Source organism: Cupriavidus sp. 207A1 (assembly GCF_057798955.1).
The window spans coordinates 1-22,144 of the sequence record NZ_JBYOJO010000016.1 but is presented as its reverse complement, the minus strand read 5'-3'; the positions used below and the strand labels follow the sequence as shown (position 1 = coordinate 22,144).

Annotated in this window: 19 protein-coding genes; 1 reads left to right on the top strand and 18 read right to left on the bottom strand. The window is 66.3% G+C overall.

Going from position 1 to position 22,144, the window contains the following annotated elements; translation table 11 throughout:
* Nucleotides 1-10: 10 nt before the first annotated feature.
* The 5 genes from AC3FMM_RS25140 to AC3FMM_RS25120 all read right to left on the bottom strand — a co-directional run bounded on the left by AC3FMM_RS25140 (nucleotide 11) and on the right by AC3FMM_RS25120 (nucleotide 5,636).
* Nucleotides 11-784: a ParA family protein gene (locus AC3FMM_RS25140; RefSeq protein WP_062795850.1), complete on the bottom strand. Its 774-nt coding sequence runs from the start codon at nucleotides 782-784 to the stop codon at nucleotides 11-13.
* An 85-nt stretch (nucleotides 785-869) separates the two neighbouring features.
* Nucleotides 870-1,571, bottom strand: a complete 702-nt coding sequence (gene rsmG / locus AC3FMM_RS25135) for a 16S rRNA (guanine(527)-N(7))-methyltransferase RsmG (RefSeq protein WP_488687628.1) — start codon at nucleotides 1,569-1,571, stop codon at nucleotides 870-872.
* 23 nt (nucleotides 1,572-1,594) lie between these two features.
* The gene (mnmG, locus tag AC3FMM_RS25130; RefSeq protein WP_116311905.1) at nucleotides 1,595-3,553 is read right to left on the bottom strand and encodes a tRNA uridine-5-carboxymethylaminomethyl(34) synthesis enzyme MnmG; all 1,959 of its coding nucleotides are present in this window, start codon (nucleotides 3,551-3,553) and stop codon (nucleotides 1,595-1,597) included.
* 211 nt (nucleotides 3,554-3,764) lie between these two features.
* Complete coding sequence (locus AC3FMM_RS25125) at nucleotides 3,765-4,637, bottom strand: N-formylglutamate amidohydrolase (RefSeq protein WP_326348000.1); 873 nt, start codon at nucleotides 4,635-4,637, stop codon at nucleotides 3,765-3,767.
* Nucleotides 4,638-4,640: 3 nt separating this feature from the next.
* Nucleotides 4,641-5,636 carry a tripartite tricarboxylate transporter substrate binding protein BugE gene (locus AC3FMM_RS25120; protein ID WP_326347999.1) on the bottom strand — a complete coding sequence of 332 codons (996 nt, stop codon included), beginning with the start codon at nucleotides 5,634-5,636 and terminating at the stop codon, nucleotides 4,641-4,643.
* Between the two features lie 159 nt (nucleotides 5,637-5,795).
* Between AC3FMM_RS25120 and AC3FMM_RS25115 the strand changes: the two genes are divergently transcribed.
* Nucleotides 5,796-6,731, top strand: a complete 936-nt coding sequence (locus AC3FMM_RS25115; protein ID WP_116311908.1) for a LysR substrate-binding domain-containing protein — start codon at nucleotides 5,796-5,798, stop codon at nucleotides 6,729-6,731.
* Nucleotides 6,732-6,990: 259 nt separating this feature from the next.
* Here AC3FMM_RS25115 and AC3FMM_RS25110 read toward each other — a convergent pair whose 3' ends face one another.
* The 13 genes from AC3FMM_RS25110 to mmsA all read right to left on the bottom strand — a co-directional run.
* Nucleotides 6,991-7,734: an ABC transporter ATP-binding protein gene (locus AC3FMM_RS25110; RefSeq protein ID WP_326347997.1), complete on the bottom strand. Its 744-nt coding sequence runs from the start codon at nucleotides 7,732-7,734 to the stop codon at nucleotides 6,991-6,993.
* A gap of 21 nt (nucleotides 7,735-7,755) precedes the next feature.
* Entirely contained in the window at nucleotides 7,756-9,597 is a 1,842-nt protein-coding gene (locus AC3FMM_RS25105; RefSeq protein WP_326347995.1) for a branched-chain amino acid ABC transporter ATP-binding protein/permease, read from the bottom strand.
* Nucleotides 9,598-9,600: 3 nt separating this feature from the next.
* Complete coding sequence (locus AC3FMM_RS25100; protein WP_092316787.1) at nucleotides 9,601-10,653, bottom strand: branched-chain amino acid ABC transporter permease; 1,053 nt, start codon at nucleotides 10,651-10,653, stop codon at nucleotides 9,601-9,603.
* 256 nt (nucleotides 10,654-10,909) lie between these two features.
* Nucleotides 10,910-12,058, bottom strand: a complete 1,149-nt coding sequence (locus AC3FMM_RS25095) for an ABC transporter substrate-binding protein (protein WP_115711352.1) — start codon at nucleotides 12,056-12,058, stop codon at nucleotides 10,910-10,912.
* 286 nt (nucleotides 12,059-12,344) lie between these two features.
* A complete protein-coding gene (locus AC3FMM_RS25090) occupies nucleotides 12,345-13,106 on the bottom strand; it encodes a sulfite exporter TauE/SafE family protein (protein ID WP_115678933.1) in 762 nt (253 codons plus the stop codon).
* A gap of 85 nt (nucleotides 13,107-13,191) precedes the next feature.
* Nucleotides 13,192-13,728, bottom strand: coding sequence for a hypothetical protein (locus tag AC3FMM_RS25085; RefSeq protein ID WP_488687627.1), 537 nt, complete (start codon nucleotides 13,726-13,728; stop codon nucleotides 13,192-13,194).
* A gap of 318 nt (nucleotides 13,729-14,046) precedes the next feature.
* Nucleotides 14,047-15,102: a branched-chain amino acid ABC transporter permease gene (locus tag AC3FMM_RS25080; protein ID WP_240987631.1), complete on the bottom strand. Its 1,056-nt coding sequence runs from the start codon at nucleotides 15,100-15,102 to the stop codon at nucleotides 14,047-14,049.
* Nucleotides 15,102-15,986 (bottom strand): branched-chain amino acid ABC transporter permease, encoded by an 885-nt coding sequence (locus tag AC3FMM_RS25075; protein ID WP_115705447.1) that lies wholly within the window; start codon nucleotides 15,984-15,986, stop codon nucleotides 15,102-15,104. The genes AC3FMM_RS25080 and AC3FMM_RS25075 overlap by 1 nt, the downstream gene beginning before the upstream one ends.
* Before the next feature lie 319 nt (nucleotides 15,987-16,305).
* Nucleotides 16,306-17,514, bottom strand: coding sequence for an ABC transporter substrate-binding protein (locus AC3FMM_RS25070; protein ID WP_115678456.1), 1,209 nt, complete (start codon nucleotides 17,512-17,514; stop codon nucleotides 16,306-16,308).
* Between the two features lie 79 nt (nucleotides 17,515-17,593).
* Entirely contained in the window at nucleotides 17,594-18,313 is a 720-nt protein-coding gene (locus AC3FMM_RS25065) for an ABC transporter ATP-binding protein (protein WP_115678935.1), read from the bottom strand.
* 16 nt (nucleotides 18,314-18,329) lie between these two features.
* Complete coding sequence (locus AC3FMM_RS25060) at nucleotides 18,330-19,106, bottom strand: ABC transporter ATP-binding protein (RefSeq protein ID WP_115711358.1); 777 nt, start codon at nucleotides 19,104-19,106, stop codon at nucleotides 18,330-18,332.
* Nucleotides 19,107-19,457: 351 nt separating this feature from the next.
* Nucleotides 19,458-21,149, bottom strand: a complete 1,692-nt coding sequence (locus AC3FMM_RS25055) for a GMC family oxidoreductase (RefSeq protein WP_414249154.1) — start codon at nucleotides 21,147-21,149, stop codon at nucleotides 19,458-19,460.
* A gap of 26 nt (nucleotides 21,150-21,175) precedes the next feature.
* On the bottom strand, nucleotides 21,176-22,144 hold a 969-nt coding region (mmsA, locus tag AC3FMM_RS25050), incomplete at its 5' end, for a CoA-acylating methylmalonate-semialdehyde dehydrogenase (RefSeq protein ID WP_488687626.1).

Here is a 22,144-nt window from a genome sequence, read left to right as displayed (position 1 = left end):
GCCCTCTCCTTCAGCCCAGCTGCCGGACCCGCGCGATCATCTCGGCGCCGAAGTCCAGGTACGCCTTGGCGCCCTTCGATGACGGATCGAACGCCACGCCCGGCATGCCATAGGACGGTGCCTCGGCCAGCCGCACATTGCGCGGGATCAGGGTCTTGAAGACCTTTTCCCCGAAGTGCGATTCCAGTTGCGCCGACACTTGCTGCTGCAGCGTCACGCGCGGGTCGAACATCACGCGCAGCAGGCCGATCACCTGCAGGTCGCGGTTCAGGTTGGCGTGCACCTGCTTGATGGTATTGACGAGGTCCGACAGCCCTTCCAGCGCAAAATACTCGCACTGCATCGGCACGATCACCCCATGCGCCGCGCACAGGCCGTTCAGCGTCAGCAGTGACAGCGACGGCGGGCAATCGATCAGCACGAAGTCATAGTCGCCGTCGACCTCCGCGATGGCCTGGCGCAGCCGACGCTCGCGCTGGTCCAGTTCGACCAGCTCCACTTCCGCACCGGCGAGTTCGCGGTTGGCCGGCAGCACGTCGTACTTGCCGGTTTCAGAGCGCTGGCGCGCCTGCGCGATGCCGGCCAGGCCGACCAGCACCTGGTACACGCTGGTTTCCAGCGCCTGCTTGTCGATGCCGGAGCCCATCGAGGCATTGCCCTGCGGGTCCAGGTCGACCAGCAGCACGCGCTGGCCCTGCGCCGCCAGGCCAGCGGCAAGGTTCACCGTGGTGGTGGTCTTGCCTACCCCGCCCTTCTGGTTTGCGATCACGAATACCTTGGCCATAAGCTCCTGCGGCTCCTGCTTCAAATCATCCGGCCAGCACGCGGCTGGCAGTTCGCGGCGCGCTTGCGCGGCACCGCGGCGTAGGTCATGCGGGGGTGCCCGCGCGGCGCGAGAGTACCACCAGGTGGCGCTCCGCCTCCAGCCCGGGCACGGTCAGCCGCGGCACGGCGTCGACCTGCCATTGCGCCATCAGTCCGGCGGCTTCCATGCGGTCCAGCTCGGCCTGCGGATACACCCCCTTCATCGCGATCAGCTTGCCGCGCGGCGCGAGCAGCTGGCCCGACAGGCTGACAAAATCCGTCAGCTCGGCAAACGCGCGCGAGGTGATCACGGCAAAACCGTCGGCATCGTCCAGCTTCTCCACCGGGCCCCAATGCGCGGCGGCATTGGACAAGCCCAGTTGGGCGCGGCACTGGGTCAGGAAAGCGGTCTTCTTCTGCACGATGTCGACCATCAGCACCGATACATCCGGACAGGCGATGGCCAGCGGCAGGCCCGGCATGCCGCCACCCGAGCCCACATCGAGCACCCTGCCCCGCGCCGGTGTATCGACTTCGGCGGCACGGGCGGCTTCGGCCAGCGCCGGGACCGCGGCAAGGGAATCCAGCAGGTGATGCGTAAGCATCTCGTCGGGATGGCGGATGGCGGTCAGGTTGTAGACGCCATTCCATTTGCGCAGCAGTGCCAGGTACGCGAAAAGCGTGTCGATCCGGGCCGGCGCCAAGGCCAGCCCGATCACGACCAGGCCCGCTTCAAGGCGACGACGCTGCGTGGCGTCGTCGGTCATGGTGGGTCGCGGTGCGGGCACTCTCAGGCAGCCTCTTCACCGTTGCCGGACGATGCGCCGGCATCCGCACGGCCGCGCCCCAGCCCCTTCTTCTTCAGGTGTACCAACAGCAGCGAGACCGCCGCCGGCGTCACACCCGAGATGCGCGATGCCTGGCCCAGCGTTTCCGGGCGATGCTGGTTCAGTTTCTGGCTGACTTCAAAACCCAGCCCGCGCACTTCGGTGTAATCCAACCCTTCCGGCAGGCGCGTCGATTCGTTGGCTTCCAGCTTGTCGACTTCGGCCGCCTGGCGGGCGATATAGCCGTGGTACTTGATGCCGATTTCGATCTGCTCGCGGATCTGCTCCGCCAGCATCGGCTCGGCATCCAGCGGGGTCTCGGGCGCATGGCGGCCGCCCTGCAGCGCCATCAGGGCTTCGTAGCTGACTTCCGGGCGACGCAGCAGGTCGGCCAGGCTGTACTCGCGCTCGATCGGCTTGCCCAGCAGCGGCACCGCCTCCTCGGCCGGCAGCATCGCCGGGTTCACCCAGGTGCTCTTCAGGCGTTCTGTTTCACGTGAAACAGCGTCGCGCTTGCGGTTGAACGCATCCCAGCGCGCATCGTCGACCACGCCCAGTTCGCGGCCAACCTCGGTCAGCCGCATGTCGGCGTTGTCTTCCCGCAGGCTCAGGCGGAATTCCGCCCGGCTGGTGAACATGCGATACGGCTCGGTCACGCCCCGCGTGATCAGATCGTCGACCAGTACTCCCAGGTAAGCCTGGTCGCGGCGCGGCGTCCACGCATCGCGCTCGCGCACGTAGCAACCGGCATTGATACCGGCCAGCAGGCCCTGCGCCGCGGCTTCTTCATAACCCGTCGTGCCGTTGATCTGGCCGGCGAAGAACAGGCCCCGGATCGCCTTGCTCTCCAGCGATGCCTTCAGGCCGCGCGGATCGAAGTAGTCGTACTCGATTGCATAGCCGGGACGCAGGATATGGGCGTTCTCCAGGCCACGGATCGAGTGCACGAGTTCCAGCTGCACGTCGAACGGCAGGCTGGTCGAGATCCCGTTGGGATAGAACTCGTTGGTGGTCAGGCCTTCTGGCTCCAGGAAGATCTGATGGCTTTCCTTGCTGGCAAAGCGATGAATCTTGTCCTCGATGCTGGGGCAGTAACGCGGCCCTACCCCCTCGATCACGCCGGTGTACATCGGCGAGCGGTCCAGCCCGCTGCGGATAATGTCGTGGGTACGGCTGTTGGTATGGGTGATCCAGCACGGCAGTTGCTGCGGGTGCTGTTCAGGCCGGCCCAGGAAGGAGAAAACCGGCACGGGATCGAGATCGCCGGGCTGCTCTTCCATCACCGAAAAATCGATGGTGCGCCCGTCGATGCGCGGCGGCGTGCCGGTCTTCAGGCGGCCTTGCGGCAGCTTCAGGTCCTTCAGGCGTGCCGACAGCGACACCGCAGCAGGGTCGCCGGCGCGGCCGCCGGTGTAGTTATCCAGGCCCACGTGGATCTTGCCGTCCAGGAAGGTACCGGCCGTCAGCACGACCGCGCGCGCACGGAAGGCGATGCCGACCTGCGTCATGGCGCCGACGACACGGTCGCCCTCCACCATCAGGTCGTCGACGGCCTGCTGGAACAGCATCAGGTTCGGCTGATTCTCCAGCCGCGTGCGGATCGCCTTGCGATACAACACCCGATCTGCCTGGGCGCGCGTGGCACGCACGGCCGGTCCCTTGCTGGAATTCAGGATACGGAACTGGATGCCAGCCTCGTCCGTAGCGGCGGCCATGGCGCCGCCCATGGCGTCCACTTCCTTGACCAGGTGCCCCTTGCCGATGCCCCCGATCGACGGGTTGCAGCTCATCTGCCCAAGCGTCTCGATGTTATGGGTCAGCAGCAGCGTCTGGCAGCCCATGCGGGCCGCGGCAAGGGCGGCTTCAGTGCCGGCATGGCCACCGCCGACGACGATGACATCGAATTCTTTCGGGTAAAGCATGGGACACCTCCTCCGGGAGGCTGGCGGGAAAATTCGGGAATGCGAAATTATAGCGGCATTCGAGTTAGCGCTTTCCGGCGGACACCATGTTTCACGTGAAACATGGCGCTTACGGTACGTCATCAGTCGTCTGAAAGCGACGTTGTGTTTCACGTGAAACAAAAAGGCCGGGCGCAAGGCCCGGCCAGATGTTTCACGTGGAACAAGCGCCTCAGAGTTGTGAACGGATATACGCCGCTACTTGCTCGGTCAGCTTGCCCAAGTCTCGCTGCAGCGAGACGAAGCCGGCATTACGCTCGCGAGTCAGCTCATCCATGTACAGCGGTCGCCGGATCTCGATCTGCAGGCTGTTGCGCCGCTCTGCCGGCCGCCCGATCTGCGCGATCAGCTGCACCCCCTTGTACGGATCGTTGCGTGCCACGGTGTAGCCCATGCCGCGCAGTTCCCGCTCGACCAGATCTACCAGCCCCGGCTCGCAGGTCGTGCCGTCGCGATCGCCCAGCACAAAGTCGGCCAGCGGATGCGGGCTGGCGATCTTCAGGCGTTCGTAGGCGTTGTTGGGCATGGAGTGCAGGTTCAGGTGCCAGAGCGCCCCAAAACCCGCGTAAGCACCCTCCACGGCCTCGGCCAGCGCCGCATGGTACGGACGATAGTAACGCTCGATGCGGGCCTGAACTTCTGCGACTGACAGCATGCGGTCGTAGATCGGCGTGGCCGCATCGATCCGGCTCCAGATCAGCCCGTAGCCCAGCTGCGTCTTCGGCCCCGGGGCCAGCCGCGTCGGCCACGTGCCATCGACCTGCGCCGGGTCGATGTCGTCGACCATACGGTTCGGGTCGATATAGACGCGCGGGAAGGTCGCCGCCAGCAGCGTGCCGCCCGCCGCGGGCACGGCCTGCCACAGCGCATCCACATGCGTATCCTCGCCGCCGCGCAGGCGCGCGGCGGGCACCGCGGCGCCAAAGTCAGCCGGGTACGCGGTCCCACTATGCGGCGAGTCGCACACCAGCGGCAGGGCCTCCCCTTCCGGCAGGCGCACGATCACCGGCGGCAGCGCGGCCGCGTGGTTGCTTGCTTCCGCCATAACTCAGTCCAGCTTGATCTCGGCGGCCTTGGCGACGCGAGCGTAGCGCGCCATGGCCTGCTGGATCTGTGCCTTGAACTGCTCCGGCGTAGTCGGCACCAGGGTGCCGCCGGACTCTTCCACCTTGCGCTTGAACTCAGGGTTCTGCATGGCCTTGTGGATCGCCTGGTTCAGCCTGGCGACGATGGCGGCCGGCGTATTGGCGGGCGCGACAATGCCGAACCAGCCGCCCTCACCCATGTCCTTGAAGCCCAGTTCGGCGTAGGTCGGCACGTTGGGCAGCTGCGCGGAGCGGGCAGCACCCAGCACCGCCAGCGCGCGCAGCCGGCCGGCCTTCACGTGCGGCAGCGTCGACGACAGGTTGTCGGTGATGGCGTTTACCTGCCCTGCCACGGCGTCGTTCAGCGCCAGCCCGGCGCCCTTGTAGGGCACGTGCAGCAGGTCGATCTTGGCCAGCATCATGAAGTTCTCGATGTTGACGTGGCCCAGCGAGCCGGCCCCCGGCGACGCGAAGCTGTACTTGCCGGGGTTGGCCTTGGCAAGGGCGATGAACTCTTGCATGGTCTTGGCCGGCACGCTCGGGTGCACCGCGAACACGCTGGGAATCGCCACCACGTTGGTAACCGGGGCAAAGTCCTTGATCGGGTCGTACTTGAGCTTGGGATAAACGGCAGGATTGGAGCCATGCGTGCTGACCGTGGCCATGCCGATGGTGTAGCCGTCCGGCGTGGCATTGGCGACCTGCTCCATGCCCAGCGAGCCTCCGGCGCCGCCCTTGTTTTCCACGACGATCGACTGCCCCAGCTCGCGGCCGGCAAACTCGGCCACCAGGCGCGCCGACAGGTCGGTGGAGCCGCCGGCGGCAAAAGGCACGATCAGCCGGATCGGACGGGTCGGGTAGTTGGCCTGCGCCAGCGCGCTACCGGCAAAGACCAGCGTGGCGGTGGCGGCGGTGCCGGTAAGCAGCAACTGGCGGCGGGACATCCGGGCTCGGATCATGGGGTTTCTCCTGTTGGTGTTTTGTGCATGAACCGGGCGAGTGTCAGCCGTTTACCAGCCGGGCGCAAACGACTATATTGCACCTTTGCATTACCAAAGATCATCCTTGCGCCGGTGGCGGGAAACCGCCCTGCCCCGCTCTCCGCCCCTCCCTCCGCCATGCGGTTGCATTCCCCTTCGATGTCCGAGCTGCACGCCTTTGCCACCGCGGCGCGGCTGGGCAGTTTTACGCGCGCGGCGGAGGAACTGTGCGTGACGCAGGGAGCGATCAGCCGCGCCATCGCCCGGCTGGAAGCGCATTTCGGCCAGCCGCTGCTGCAACGCAATGCGCACCGGCTGGGACTGACCGACGCCGGCCGGCAGCTGCTCGATGCCGTGGCCGAGCCGCTCGCCGCCATCGAACACGCCAGCGCCGCCTTGCGCGCCGGCGACCGCCGGCACCATCTGACCCTGTCGGTGGTGCCCACCCTCGCCAGCGTCTGGCTGGTGCCGCGGCTGCCGGATTTCCACCGTCGCCACCCGGAAATCCGGCTCGACTTCGTCCCCTACCAGCGCGACGAAGACTTGTCCGGCCCCTCGCCCGACGCCGCCATCCTGGCCGGTGAAGCCGGCAAGTGGCCTGGCCTGCAGGCCGACTACGTGGTCGGCCGGGAAATGGTGCCGGTCTGCCACCCGGACCGCGCGCGCGCCCGTCGCGAGGCCGGCCGCTGGCGATCTCCCGCCGAGCTGCTGGACGAGCCCCTGCTGTACCACACCACCGCGCCGGCGAACTGGCAAAACTGGCTGCAGGCCGCCGGCGTACCCAACGCTGCGCCCCGGTTATCCACAGCGTTCGACCAGGTCTCGATCCTGATCCAGGCGGTGCGTGCCGACATGGGCGTGGCCGTGCTGCAGCGCTGCCTGGTGCGCGAGGAAATTGCGGCGGGACGCGTGGTGGCGCCGTTTGACCTGCCGATTACGCTGCAACGCGGCTATTTTCTGTGCGCGCCCAGGGAGCGGCGCGATCATGCAGCGTTGAATTGCTTTCGCGCATGGCTGCTGGAAACTGCAAGCGCGGATACGGCCAGGGAGAACGCCAAATTATTCAGCGTATGACTAGATCGACGGCTGGCAGTAACGTCATCATCCATCACACGAATGTTGATCGCCGCGATATCAGCACTATGGATGTTTTATTCGGATTGATTTGCGGCTTCATCCATCCCGAGAATGGAAACAGGCATGGATGCCTATCGTCCCGAGCTGCAAGGTAAAAGCCCCCGTGAAATCTGGTTATCCCCAAAGTTATTCACAAGAGCAATAACAAAGGGCCCGCCAATGCGGGCCCCCATTCCTGCGGCGAACACAACGGCTCTTAAGCCGCTTTCTTTGCCAGTCCAAGGTAGGTTTCAATCACCTTCGGGTTCGCCGCCAGTTCGTCGGCCGGACCTTCCATCGCCATGTCGCCGGTCTCGATGACGTAACCGTAGTCCGCCACCTGCAGCGCCGCGCGCGCGTTCTGCTCGATCAGCAGCGTGGCCACGCCGGTCTGGCGCAGGTTGCTGATGATGTGGAAGATTTCCTTGACGATCAGCGGGGCCAGGCCAAGACTGGGCTCGTCCAGCATCAGCAACTGCGGCTTGGCCATCAGCGCGCGGCCCACCGCCAGCATCTGGCGCTCGCCGCCGGAGAGCGTGCCGGCGTCCTGGCGTGCGCGCTCGCGCAGGCGCGGGAACAGGTCGTAGACCACGTCCATCTGGTCCAGGTAATGCTTGTCGCCGGCGCGCTTGCGGCGGAAGGCGCCCAGCTGCAGGTTGTCCTCCACCGTCATCGAGGCGAACAGCTCGCGCTTTTCCGGCACCAGGCACATGCCGCGCGCGACCCGCCCTTCCACCGGGATGCCTGCCATGTCGTGGCCCAGGTAGCTGACCGTGCCGCTGGACGACCCCGTCACCGGCAGCGCGCCCATGATGGCATTGAGCATGGTCGACTTGCCGGCGCCATTGGGGCCGATCACGGTGACGATGCGGCCGGCCTCGACCTTCAGGTTGGCGCCGTGCACTGCTTCCACCTTGCCGTAGCGGATGTGGAGGTCCTTCACTTCCAGAATCAGGCTCATGTCGCTATCTCTGTCGCTCCGTTACTCCACGCCGCCCAGGTAGGCTTCCAGCACCGCGGGGTTCTTCTGCACCTCGTCGGGCACGCCCTCGGCGATGCGCGAGCCGAATTCCATCACCACCAGCCGATCGGTGAGGTTCATCACGAAGTCCATGTCGTGCTCGACCAGCAGCACGCTCATGCCTTCGCCACGCAGCTTGCGCAGCAGTTCGGCCAGCGCCTGCTTCTCCTTGTAGCGCAGGCCCGCGGCAGGTTCGTCGAGCAGCAGCAGGGCCGGGTCGCAGCACAACGCGCGCGCGATTTCCAGGATGCGCTGCTGCCCCAGCGCCAGGCTGCCGGCTTCCATGTACATGCAGTCGGCCAGGCCGACGCGCTCCAGCTGGCGCTTGGCCTCGAACAGCAGCTTTTCTTCCTCAGCCTTGTTCATGCGCAGGATCGCCGCGCAGACGCCGCCCTGCGCGCGGAAGTCGCCGCGCAGATGGGCGCCGATGGCGACGTTCTCGAGCACCGTCATGGTCGGCAGCAGGTGCACATGCTGGAAGGTGCGGCCGATGCCGCGCTTGACGATCTCTCGCGACGGCAGGCCCGAGATCACTTCGCCGCGGTAGCGCACCTCGCCGCCGGACACCGGCAGCACGCCGGTCACCAGGTTGAAAGTGGTGGACTTGCCCGCGCCGTTGGGGCCGATCAGGCCGATGATTTCGCCGGCGCGCACCTGGAAGCTGACATCGTTGACCGCGACCAGCCCGCCGAACTGCTTGCGCGCGGCACGCACGTCCAGGATCAGCTCGCCCGTCTCGGGCTTTTGGCGCACCGCCAGCCCCGCGGCCTGACCCGGCGCCAGCACTGGCGGTCCGGCCGGCACCAGGCGCCGCAGGAACGGCCAGATGCCATCGCGCGCGTACTGCAGCAGCAGCACCAGCAGCACGCCGAAGACGATGATCTCGAAGTTGCCATTGGCGCCGAGCAGCTTGGGCAGCACGCCCTGCAGCACGTCTTTCAGGATGGTCAGGATGCCCGCACCCAATACTGCGCCCCACACGTGGCCAACGCCGCCGACCACGGCCATGAACAGGTATTCGATGCCATAGTTCAGGCCGAACGGCGTCGGGTTCACCGCGCGCTGCAGGTGTGCGTACAGGAAGCCCGACACGCATGCCAGGATCGCCGCGACCACGAAGATCACCACCTTCATCCACGCGGTGTTCACGCCCATGGCCTCGGCCATCACGCCGCCGCCCTTGAGCGCGCGGATGGCGCGACCCGGACGCGAGTTCAGCAGGTTCTGCATCGCCAGCACCGCCAGCAGCACCACCGCCCAGATCAGGTAGAACATCGAACGCCCGGACTGCAGTTCGATGCCGAAGAACGACAGCACCGGGATACCGTTCAGCCCGTCATACTTGCCCAGGAACTCCAGGTTGCCGAACAGGAAGAACAGCGACAGGCCCCAGGCGATGGTCGCCAGCGGCAGGTAGTGCCCGGACATGCGCATCGTGATCAACCCGATCACATAGGCCGACGCCATCGTGATCACCAGCCCCACCAGCAACCCGAACCACGGCGACAGCCCGAACTGCGTGGTCAGGTACGCGGTGCTGTAGGCGCCCAGTCCCACGAACGCCGCCTGCCCGAACGAGGTCATGCCGCCCACGCCGGTGAGCAGCACCAACCCGATCGCGACGATGCTGTAGAGCCCGATGTAGTTGCCCAGCGTGATCCAGAACTCCGGCGTCGGCAGCACCGGCAGCAGCGCCAGCACCACGATCAGCACCAGCACCAGCACCCGGTTGCGGTTCAGCCGCGCGCGGCTGCCGGCTTCGGCACCGGCCACGCCGGCCTGCTTGTCGGTCAGCATGGTCATGGCTTATTCCTCCTCCTCGACATGCTTGCTCGTCAGCGAGCGCCACAGCAGCACCGGAATGATCAGTGTGAAGACGATGACCTCCTTGAACGCGCTGGCCCAGAAGGACGAATACGATTCCAGCAGGCCCACCAGCAGCGCGCCGAGCGCCGCCACCGGATAGCTCACCAGCCCACCGACGATGGCGCCGACAAAGCCCTTCAGCCCCACCAGGAAGCCCGACTCGTAGTACACCGTGGTCAGCGGCGCGATCAGGATGCCGCACAGCGCCCCCATCGCCGCCGCCAGCGTGAACGACAGGCGCCCCGCCTGCGTGGTGCCGATGCCGACCAGGCGCGCGCCCAGCCGGTTCACCGCGGTCGCACGCAGTGCCTTGCCCTGCAGCGTGCGTTCGAAATAAAAGTACAGCGCGCCGATCAGCAGGGCCGACACCGCCACCACCCACAGGCTCTGCCCGGAGATGCTGAGCGCGCCGACCTCGAAGCGCGCATCCGAGAACGGATTGGTGCGCGAGCCCTCGGCGCCGAACATCACCAGACCCAGGCCGACCAGCGCGAAGTGCACGCCCACCGATACGATCAGCAACACCAGCGTGCTGGCCTCGGCCAGCGGCTGGTAGGCCAGCCGGTACAGCATCGGCCCGAGCGGGATGATGATCAGCAGCGTCAGCGCGACCTGCGCCAGCATCGGCAGCGGCTGCGCGCCATATTGCTGCACCACCCAGTGCACCGCCAGCGGGAACACCAGGTACTTGCCGGCCAGCACCGCCAGCCTCTGGCCAAGCGTGCGCCGCAGCTCGGCGCTGCGCAGCACGGTGACGGTCTCGTAGAGAAAGGTCAGCACGCCCATCGCCACCAGCAGCCAGCTGGTTTGCGGTGCGTGCCCGGCCTGCATTGCCGCCAGCGTCAGTGCGCCATAGGCAACGAATTCGCCCTGCGGAATGAAGATGACGCGGGTCACCGAGAACACCAGCACCAGAGCCAGCGCCAGCAACGCGTAGATCGCGCCCGAGGTGATGCCGTCCTGCGCCAGGATGGCGGCGATTGATAAGTCCATTGTCTCCCCGTCTTGTTGGAAAACCTGCCTGCATCGAACGGGGTCAGCGGGGCGCCGACGGGCGGACAGGGTGGTGCGCTTCGGGTTACGAAATAGTAAACGGGTTGCGCAATGCGGAAATACAGAGCAACCCTAGGTTGCGCGCGCAGTCACCCGGCCGGCACCAGAACAAAGGGCGCATGGTCAGCCATGCGCCCTGCTTCACTGCGACTCCGGCAGGCCGTGCCGGCCGGCGCCAGACGCCGGGGTCAGCCGCTTATTTCAGCAACTTCCACTTGCCGTCGACGATCTGCACCATCACGCGCGCGCGCTGGTCGAAGCCGAGGTGATCGGTGGCGCTCATGTTCATGATGCCGTGCGACACCGGCAGGTTTTTGGTCTGCTCCATGGCATCGCGCAGTGCCTTGCGGAACTCCTTGGTGCCCGGCTGGCCCTTCTTCAGCGCTTCCGGGATGGCGTGCTGCAGGATCAGGCCCGCATCCCAGGCATGGCCGCCGAAGGTCGAAACCTGTCCGCCGAAGGCCTTCTCATAGGCGGTCTTGTAGGTCAGCGCCGGCTTCTTCACCGGATTGCTGTCGGGCAGCTGCTCGGCCACCAGCAGCGGGCCGGCCGGCAGGAAGGTGCCTTCGCAGTCCTTGCCGCACACGCGCAGGAAGTCGGCATTGGCGACGCCGTGGGTCTGGTAGATCTTGCCCTTGTAGCCGCGCTCCTTGAGCGTCTTGGCCGGCAGCGCCGCGGGCGTGCCCGAGCCGGCGATCAGCACCGCGTCGGCATTGGCGCCCATCATCTTCAGCACCTGCCCGGTGACCGAGGTATCGGTGCGGGCGAAGCGCTCGTTGGCAACCACCTTGATCTTGCGCAGCTCGGCGACCTTGGCGAATTCCTGCGCCCAGCTGTCGCCATAGGCATCCGCGAAGCCGATGAACGCCACCGTCTTCACGTTGTTGTTGCTCATGTGCTCGGCAATGGCGGTGGCCATGTGCGAGTCGTTCTGCGGGGTCTTGAAGACCCACGCGCGCTTGGCGTCCATCGGCTCGATGATGCGGGCCGAGGCCGCCATGGTGATCATCGGGGTCTCGTTCTCGGCCACCACGTCGACCATCGCCAGCGAATTGGGCGTGACGGTCGAACCGACCATCACGTCGACCTTGTCTTCGCTGATCAGCTTGCGCGTGTTCTTGACCGCCGTGGTCGTGTCCGAGGCATCGTCCAGCACGATGTACTCGATCTTCTTGCCCGCGATCTCCTTGGGCATCAGCGTGAAGGTGTTCTTTTCCGGAATGCCCAGCGATGCCGCCGGACCGGTGGCCGACACCGTCACCCCGACCTTGACCTGCGCCTGGGCGGCCCCGGCAACCAGGCTGGCCGCAGCGATTGCCAGCAGGCTGGCGCGCTTGAAATCCATCTTGTCTCCTTCGGTTCCTGAAACGGAAAGGCATCCGTCCGGCGTCCGCCGGCGGATGCCCCTTTTTTTGGACCCCTCGGGTCAACGCAGGCACATCGCCGGCACCTGCGCTACAACCAGGAGCGACACCGGGCCGCTCCCCATTTCCCGTCCACGCCACTCCCCCGGAAAGGCGCTTCGGCGATTCACCGACCGTGCGGTCGGGAATGCGGATCGAGTCTATCACAGCGCCCTGGCGCGAACAGCGAGGATTAACCCGCATCGCGCGCCCAGCCTGGCTTTGCCGTCAGCGGATGAAGGCGTCCCAGGCGGTCTTCAGGATCAGCGCGCTGACCACCACGATGAATACCTTGCGCACGAAGGCGCTGCCATGGCGCAGCGCCAGCTTGCTGCCCACCTGGCTGCCGGCGACGTTGGCCACCGCCATCACCAGGCCCAGCTGCCACCAGATATGGCCCTTGCTGGCGAGCAGCAGCAGTGCCGCCAGGTTGGTGGCCAGGTTGACCAGCTTGGTCGACGCCGCCGCGTGCAGGAAGTCATAGCCAAACACCCGCACGAACACGATCATCAGGAAGCTGCCGGTGCCCGGCCCGAACACGCCGTCATAGAAGCCCAGCACGGCACCGGCCAACAGCGCCGCGCCGCGTTCGCCCCAGCCGCTCAGCGTGGGCGCGTGCTCGGCACCCAGGTCCTTCTTGGCAACGGTGTAGACCAGCAGCGCCACCAGCACGAACGGCAGCGCCTTGCGCAGCGGCTCGGCCGGGATCATGGTCAGCGCCCAGGCACCGGCCATCGAGCACGCAAAGGCCGCCACCACGGCCGGCGCGGTCGCGCCCCAGTAAATGCGCACGCTGCGGCCGTAGCGCAGCGCCGCGCTGGCGGTGCCGGCGATCGAACCGACCTTGTTGGTGCCAAGCAGCGTGGCCGGGGCGAGGTTGGGATAGGCCGAAAACAGCGCCGGGATCTGGACCAGCCCGCCGCCGCCGGCGACCGCGTCGATCAGGCCGGCGAGAAAGGCGGCGACCGCCAGGAATGCGAATTCCGTCATTGCAGAAAAGCGAAAAGGGAAAAGGAAAAAGGGAAAAGCAGGAAAGCCGGGACAGCGGCGCCGGCGCACGGCCGGGCGCGGCGGATCAGCCCAGTACCTTGGCCGTCGGCACCAGGCTGCGGTGCCACATGCCGTTGACATGCAGGCAGAAGCCCGGCGGCGCGCCGCCGTGACCGGCCACCAGGCCGGGGGCCAGCAGTGCATGGCGGATGCCGTGGGCGCGGCCCCAGTCGGCCAGCGTGGCGCAGCAGGCGTCCAGGCAGGCACGGCGGGTGGCCCCGTCAAGTTCAGGCCGTACCCACCACTCGCTGGCGCAGGCCGCGAAGCCCGCAAGCTCGAGGCTGGGCAGCAAGGCCGACGGCAGGCAGGCCAGCAGGCCGCAGCCGTCCGGTGCGTCGCAAGCCAGCAGGCAGATGCCGCGCCCTGACTGGGCCAGCAGTTCGCCCAGCATCAGTTGCCGCGCGCGTGCGGCGGGCACGGGCAACGGCGCAATGTGGTCCAGCCACGCCGATACCAGCGCAGCGTCGGCGCCCTGTCCCAGGCGTACCTGGACCTGCGGCGCGATGGCGCCGCCATGGTCTGGCGTGGCTGGGGTGGGATCAGGGGGAACGGTGGCGGACATGGGCGGGCAGCGAAGCGCGCCCGCATTGTCGCATGCGTGAGGCTGCCAGGTGATGCCGATGCGGCATGAGCGCCCCAAAACGGGGCGAAGGCGTCACAACACGGGCGGAAAGCCCAAATGAAAAAAGCGTTGCCGAGGATCACCCGGCAACGCCCTTTATTTATAACGCTGCTACCCGACACCGGGTGCGCGCCTGTCGTCTCCTCGCTTCCGCCTCCATTTAACCTGCGAAAACCGTATATGGAATGTAACGAAGCGGTGCATCGAGGACAAGCTAGAAAAAACCCTAGCCCCAGAATCGGGCATGTCGACCCACGATCACTCCTTGCGCCCGGCGTGTCCGCCGAAGCGCGCCAGCAATTCGCCCATGATGCCACGCCGGAATGTCAGCACGCAGATCACGAAGATCACGCCGGTCACCATCGTCACCGACTCGCCCAGCGTGCCGAACCACGAGATCCCGGTCACCGACGCCAGGAAGTTGCCGATGTCGCCCAGCTTGTTCTCGAGCGCGACGATCACAAAGGCGCCGACGATCGGGCCCGACAATGTGCCCAGGCCACCGACCAGCGTCATCAGGATCACCGAGCCCGACATCGACCAGTGCACGTCGGTCAGGGTCTCGAAGCCCAGCACCAGCGCCTTGATCGATCCCGCCAGCCCCGACAGCGCCGCCGACAGCACGAACGCGGTCAGCTTGAAGCGGTCGACGTCATAGCCCAGCGACACCGCGCGCGGCTCGTTCTCCTTGATCGCCTTCAGGATCTGGCCGAACGGCGAATGCACCGTGCGCACGATCAGCGCGAAGGCCGCGACGATGATGGCCAGCGCCACGTAGTACAGCGTCAGGTCATCCGACAGCGACAGCACGCCGAACAGCTTGCCGCGCGGAATGCCCTGCAGCCCGTCCTCGCCGCCGGTGAACGGCGCCTGCAGGCAGATGAAGAACAGCATCTGCGCCAGCGCCAGCGTGATCATCGAGAAGTAGATGCCCTGGCGCCGGATCGCCAGCGAGCCCACCACGTAGCCGATCAGCGCGCCCGTGCCGGTGCCCAGGATCAGGCCGATCTCGGGCGTCACGCCCCACACCTTCATGGCATGGCCGGCAGCGTAGCCGGCGCCGCCGAAGAAGGCCGCATGGCCGAACGACAGCAGTCCGGTGTAGCCGATCAGCAGGTTGAAGGCGCACGCAAACAGCGCGAAGCACAGCACCTTGAGCACGAACACCGGATACGCCCCGGCCAGCGGCGCCGCCAGCAGTGCCAGCAGCAGCAATCCGTACAACAGTTTCTTCTGCACGCCTTGTCCCTTTCCTGCCTTGCCTGCATTGGCCGCCACGGTGGCTGGCGTCGATGATGTCGAGGGTGCGCTCATCACTTCTCCTTGCCGAACAGCCCGGCCGGGCGCAGCAGCAGCACGATCACCATGATGAAGAACACCACGGTCGACGATGCTTCCGGATAGAACACTTTGGTCAGGCCTTCGATCACGCCAAGCCCGAGGCCGGTCAGGATCGAGCCCATGATCGAACCCATGCCGCCGATCACCACCACCGCGAACACGATGATGATCAGGTTCTGCCCCATCAGGGGCGAGATCTGGATCACCGGTGCGGCCAGCACGCCGGCAAACGCGGCCAGCGCCACGCCGAAGCCGTAGGTCAGCGTCACCATCAGCGGCACGTTGACGCCGAAGGCCTCGACCATCTTGGGGTTCTCGGTGCCGGCGCGCAGGTAGGCGCCCAGCTTGGTCTTCTCGATCACGTACCAGGTGGCGAAGCACACCACCAGCGACGCCACCACGACCCAGGCGCGATAGTTCGGCAGGATCATGAAGCCGAGGTCAGTCGCGCCCTGCAGCACGTCCGGCGTCGAGTACGGCAGCCCCGACACGCCGTAGGCCGAGCGGAAGATGCCTTCGATCACCAGCGTGATGCCCAGCGTCAGCAGCAGGCCGTAGATGTGGTCGAGCTTGTAGATCCAGCGCAGCATGGTCTTCTCGATCACCACGCCCAGCGCGGCAACGACCAGCGGCGACAGCAGCAGCATGAGCCAGTAGTTCAGCCCGGCGTACTCCATGCCCATCCAGGCCAGCACCGCGCCGAGCATGAAGAGCGCGCCGTGCGCGAAGTTGATGACGTTGAGCAGGCCGAAGATCACCGCCAGGCCCAGGCTCAGCATCGCATAGAAGGCGCCGTTGACCAGCCCCAGCAAGAGCTGGGAAAGCATGGCCGGCAAAGGGATTCCGAAGATGTCCATGGGCATCGATTCTGGTTGTTGGCAGACACCAAGCGGAGCCAACGGTTTTGGGTGCGCCAAAGCCGCCGAGCTAGCCTGCGCAAGGTGTTCTCCCTCTCCCCTCACGGGGAGAGGGTTGGGGTGAGGGGCGGCTTAGCGAGGATCCACATCAAGCGAAGCCTTCGGTGTGTTCCGGCATGGCGGCCCTGGCAAGGCCAACGGTGTCAGCCCACCCGGCCTCAGCCTTTGACGCTCAAGCCCTCACCCCTGCCCCTCTCCCGCTCGCGGGAGAGGGGAACAAAACTGCCGACTCGTTAACCGCCCAAGCCGGCCTTCCTACTTACTTCTTCAACATGGCGCACTTCGACTCGGCCACCGTGGTGAAGGCCTGGTCGCCCGGGATGGTCGCGACCACCTTCAGGTAATCCCACGGCTTCTTCGATTCGGCCGCGGTCTTCACCTGCATCAGGTACATGTCGTGGATGCCACGGCCGTCCTGGCGGATATAGCCCTTGGTGTAGAAGTCGTTGATCTTCATCTTCTTGAGTTCCGCCATGACCTTGTCCGGATCGTCGGTCTTGGCGGCTTCGACGGCCTTCAGGTAGGTGCTGGCCGCCGAGTAATCCGCGGCCTGCAGGCTGCTCGGCATCTTCTTCATCTTGCCGAAGAAGCGGTTGGCGAACTTGCGGGTGTCGTCGTTCATGTCCCAGTACCAGCTGTCGGTCATCAGCAGGCCTTCGGTGTTCTTCAGGCCGAGGCTGTGCACATCGTTGATGAACATCAGCAGGCCGGCGATCTTCATCGACTTGGTGATGCCGAATTCCTTGGCCGCCTTGATCGCGTTGATGGTGTCGCCGCCGGCGTTGGCCAGGCCCAGGATCTGCGCCTTGGACGACTGCGCCTGCAGCAGGAACGACGAGAAGTCAGACGCCGACAGCGGATGGCGCACCTGCCCCGCCACCGTGCCGCCGTTGGCCTTGACCACCGCGGCGGTGTCGCTTTCGAGCGAGTGGCCGAAGGCGTAGTCGGCGGTCAGGAAGAACCACGACTTGCCGCCCTGCTTGACCACCGCGCTGCCCGTGCCCTTGGCCAGCGCGACCGTGTCATAGGCATAGTGCACCGTGTACGGCGAGCACTCTTCGTTGGTCAGGCGCGCGGTGCCGGCGCCGATGTTGATGTAGACGCGCTTCTTCTCGGAAGCGACCTTGTTCATCGCCAGCGCGGTGCCCGAGTTGGTGCCGCCCAGCAGCATGTCCAGGCCTTGCTGGTCCATCCATTCGCGCGCCTTCGAGGCGGCGATGTCGGCCTTGTTCTGGTGGTCGGCCGAGACGATCTCGATGGGCTTGCCCAGCACCTTGCCGCCGCGGTCCTCGATCGCCATCTTGATGGCTTCGAGGCCGCCGGGGCCGTCGATATCGGCATACAGGCCCGACATGTCGGTGATATAGCCGATCTTGACGGTGTCGCCCGATACCTGTGCGGCAGCGCCGAAGGACACCGCACCCATGGCAATGGCCGCCATCGCGGCCGCGAGCCGAGTCTTTTTCATTTCCCTGTCTCCTGATTTGCGGCGGCGTGCGCGCCACCCGTTCCTGCCAACAAGCAACCATCGATCCGCATTGCGCGGATCAGACCCCGAGCAATTCATGCAGCACCGGCATCTTGGCCTGCAGCTCGCTGGCCGCGAAGCGTTCGACGATGGTGCCGTGCTCCATCACGTAGAAGCGGTCCGCCAGCGGCGCGGCAAAGCGGAAGTTCTGCTCCACCATCACCACCGTGTACCCCTTCTGCTTGAGCATCCGGATCATGCGCGCCAGCGCCTGCACGATCACCGGTGCCAGCCCTTCCGAGATCTCGTCGAGCAGCAGCAGGTTGGCGCCGGTGCGCAGGATGCGCCCGACCGCCAGCATCTGCTGCTCGCCGCCCGACAGGCGCGTGCCCTGGCTCTGGCGGCGCTCCTTCAGGTTCGGGAACATCTCGTAGATCTCGGCCTCGCTCATGCCGGAGTCCTTGCCTTTCAGCTGCGGCGGCAGCATCAGGTTCTCTTCGCATGAGAGGCTGGAGAAGATGGCGCGCTCTTCCGGGCAATAGCCGATGCCGTAGTGCGCGATCTTGTGCGTGGGCAGGCCGATGGTCTCGTGGCCATTGACCCGGATCGAGCCCTTGCGCGCCCCGGTCAGGCCCATGATCGCGCGCAGCGTGGTGGTGCGCCCGGCGCCGTTGCGGCCCAGCAGCGTGACCACCTCGCCCGGGTTCACGGTCAGGTCGACGCCGTGCAGGATGTGCGATTCGCCGTACCAGGCGTGCAGGCCCTTGATTTCCAGGGCGGGAGTATTGGCTGTGCTCATGGTGTCGTCCCCGGCCTCAGTGCGCGCCCTGCAGTTCCGCGTCGGCGGTGCCCATGTAGGCCTCCATCACCCGCGGGTCCTTCGACACTTCCGCATACGGGCCTTCGGCCAGCACCGCGCCACGCTGCAGCACCGTGATCTTGTCGGCGATCGACGAGACCACGCTCATGTTGTGCTCCACCATCAGGATGGTGCGCCCCGCCGAGACCTGCTTGATCAGCTGCGTGACGCGGTCCACGTCCTCGTGGCCCATGCCCTGCGTGGGTTCGTCGAGCAGCATCAGCTCGGGCTCCATCGCCAGCGTGGTGGCGATCTCCAGCGCGCGCTTGCGCCCGTACGGCAGGTTCACCGTGAGCGTATCCGCGAACTCGGTCAGGCCGACCTGCTCGAGCAACTCCATGGCGCGGTCGTTGAGCACGTCGAGCGAACGCTCGCTGCGCCAGAACTGGTACGCCGTGCCCAGTTGCCGCTGCAGGCCGATGCGCACGTTCTCCATCACTGTCAGGTGCGGGAACACCGCCGAGATCTGGAACGAGCGGATCACGCCGCGCCGCGCAATCTGCGCCGGCTTTTCCCGGGTGATGTCGATGCCGTTGAATAGGATGGTGCCGGTGGTCGGCTCCAGGAACTTGGTGAGCAGGTTGAAGCAAGTGGTCTTGCCCGCGCCGTTGGGGCCGATCAACGCATGGATCGAGCCGCGACGCACCCGCAGGTTGACGTCGCTCACCGCCGTGAACCCCTTGAACTCCTTGGTGAGGTTCCGCGTTTCCAGGATGGTTTCCTGCTGGTTCATGTCTCCTGCCCGCCCTCTTGCTGTACTGCCGGGGTGATGCCCGGCACTGACAATGGTCCGAACCGGCCTTGTAGGCCCTTACTGCCGCTTGTTCCGTCAGGCTCGCCGTGGTTACCGGCCATGCCCGCGGGTTTTATCTGTGCGGGGCGGCTCCCGCGCGGGTTGCAGCGGCGGCATGGTATGTGCGGCCGAAGCACCCTGTGAGGCGTCTATTGTGTGCGCCTGTTGCATCGCAAAACATCGGGGTTTGCACTATGAAACATGAACCAAGTGTCAGTTTTTTGGCGCCCGAATAAGCGGCGCACAAGACACACGACCACCGCCCCGCCGGCGATCATGCGACGTGGCGCTTCAAGCGCTTGTGGCTGCGGTCACCGGCACCGGACTGGCTTGCGCCAGCGCTTGCGCCGGGCTTGCCACTTCGGTGGCCAGGTCGCGCTGCGTGCGGTCTTCGCGGATCATGTCACTGGCGCGCTCGGCGATCATGATGGTCGGCGAGTTGGTGTTGCCCGAGGTGATCAGCGGCATCACCGAGGCATCGACCACGCGCAGCCCCTGCACGCCCAGCACGCGCAGCCGATGGTCGACCACCGCCATGGGATCGTCGGCGCGGCCCATCTTGCAGGTGCCCACGGGATGAAAGATGGTGGTGCCGATATTGCCGGCGGCCTCGGCCAGTTCTTCGTCACTCTGGAAGGCTGGCCCCGGCAGCCATTCCTCGGGCCGGTACGGCGCCAGCGCCGGCGACGCGACGATGCGGCGCGTAAGCCTGATCGAATCGGCGGCCACCTTGCGGTCCTCGTCGGTCGACAGGTAGTTGGGCGCGATCACCGGGGCCTGGCGGAAGTCAGCGCTGCCGGCATGCACGCTGCCGCGCGAGGTCGGGCGAAGGTTGCAGGCGCTGGCGGTAAAGGCGTTGAAGGCGTGGAGCGGATCGCCAAATTTGTCCAGCGACAATGGCTGCACGTGGTATTCGATGTTCGGTCGCGACTGCGCCGGATCCGAGCGCGCGAACGCACCCAGCTGCGATGGCGCCATGCTCATCGGCCCGCTCTGGTTGAAGGCGTACTGCACGCCGATGCAGAACTTGCCCCACAGGCTGGCGGCGCGTGTGTTCAGCGTGCGCACGCCGTCGACCTTGACCACGCTGCGCAACTGCAGGTGGTCCTGCAGGTTCTCGCCAACGCCGGGCAGTGCGTGGCGCACCGGAATGCCCAGCGCCTGCAGCCGTTCAGGCTGGCCGATGCCGGACAACTCCAGCAACTGCGGCGTGTTGACCGCGCCCGCGGCGAGAATCACCTCGAGCGTGGCCGCCGCCGCGTGCGCGCGGCCGCCGCCCAGATAGTTGACGCCGGTGCAGCGGCGCCCGTCGAAGCTCAGCCCGCTCACCTGCGCGCCGGTGACAATGGTCAGGTTGGGCCGCTCCGAGGCCCGCCGCAGGAACGCCTTGGCGGTGTTCCAGCGGATGCCGCGGCGCTGGTTCACTTCGAAGTAGCCGACGCCGAAATTGTCGCCGCGGTTGAAATCGTCGGTGCGCGGGATGCCCGCTTGCTCGGCGGCGTCGGCAAAGCGCTCCAGGATGTCCCAGCGCAGCCGCTGCCCCTCCACGCGCCATTCGCCGCCGGCGCCGTGGAATTCGCTCGGCCCTCGGTGATGGTCTTCGCTGCGCTTGAACAGCGGCAGCACGTTGTCCCAGCGCCAGCCGTCGTCGCCGGTCAGCCGCGCCCACTCGTCATAGTCCTCGCGCTGGCCGCGCATGTAGATCATGCCGTTGATCGACGAGCAGCCGCCCAGCACGCGACCGCGCGGATAACCCAGCGAGCGCCCGTTCAGCCCCGCTTCGGCTTCGGTGCGATAGAGCCAGTCGGTGCGCGGATTGCCGATGCAGTAGAGATAGCCCACCGGAATGTGGATCCAGTGGTAATCGTCCTTGCCGCCGGCTTCCAGCAGCAGCACGCTGACGTCCGGGTCCTGCGTCAGCCGGTTCGCCAGGACACAGCCGGCCGAACCGGCCCCCACGATGATGTAGTCGAATGTCTCCATGGCGCTTGTTATGGTGATGGTCGGGTTTATTTCGCCACCGGCATGGTGAACTCCGCGCCCTTGGCGATCGAATCGGGCCAGCGCTGCATCACGCTCTTGTAGCGCGTGTAGAAGCGCACGCCCTCTTCGCCATAGGCATGGTGGTCGCCGAACAGCGAGCGCTTCCAGCCGCCGAACGAATGCCACGCCATCGGCACCGGGATCGGCACGTTGATGCCGACCATGCCCACCTGGATCTGCCGCGCGAACGCGCGCGCGATGCCGCCGTCGCTGGTGTAGCACGACACGCCGTTGCCGTACTCGTGCGCGTTGATCAGCGCCACCGCCTCGGCAAAGTCATGCACCCGCACCACCGACAGCACCGGGCCGAAGATCTCTTCCTTGTAGATCGTCATCTCCGGCGTCACATGGTCGAACAGCGTGCCGCCGACATAGAAGCCGTTCTCGTGCCCGTCGACGCGGTGGCCGCGGCCATCGGTCACCAGGGTTGCGCCTTCCGCCACACCCTTGGCGATATAGCCTTCGACCTTGGCCTTGTGCGCGCCGGTCACCAGCGGTCCCATCTCGGCATCGGCCTCCATGCCGTTGCGGATCTTCAGCGCACGCGCGCGTTCGGCCAGGCGCGGCACCAGCTGGTCGGCCACCTCGCCGACCGCCACCGCCACCGAGATCGCCATGCAGCGCTCGCCGGCCGAGCCATAGGCCGCGCCGATCAGCGCGTCGACGGCCTGGTCCAGGTCCGCATCGGGCATCACTACCAGGTGGTTCTTGGCGCCGCCCAGGGCCTGCACGCGCTTGCCGTGCCGGGTCCCTTCCGTATAGATGTACTCGGCAATCGGGGTCGAGCCGACGAACGACAGCGCCTGCACGTCCGGATGCGCAAGCAGCGCGTCGACCGCCTCCTTGTCGCCCTGCACCACGTTGAACACGCCGTCGGGCAGGCCGGCCTGGCGCAGCAAATCCGCAATCAGCAGGCTCGGCGACGGGTCGCGCTC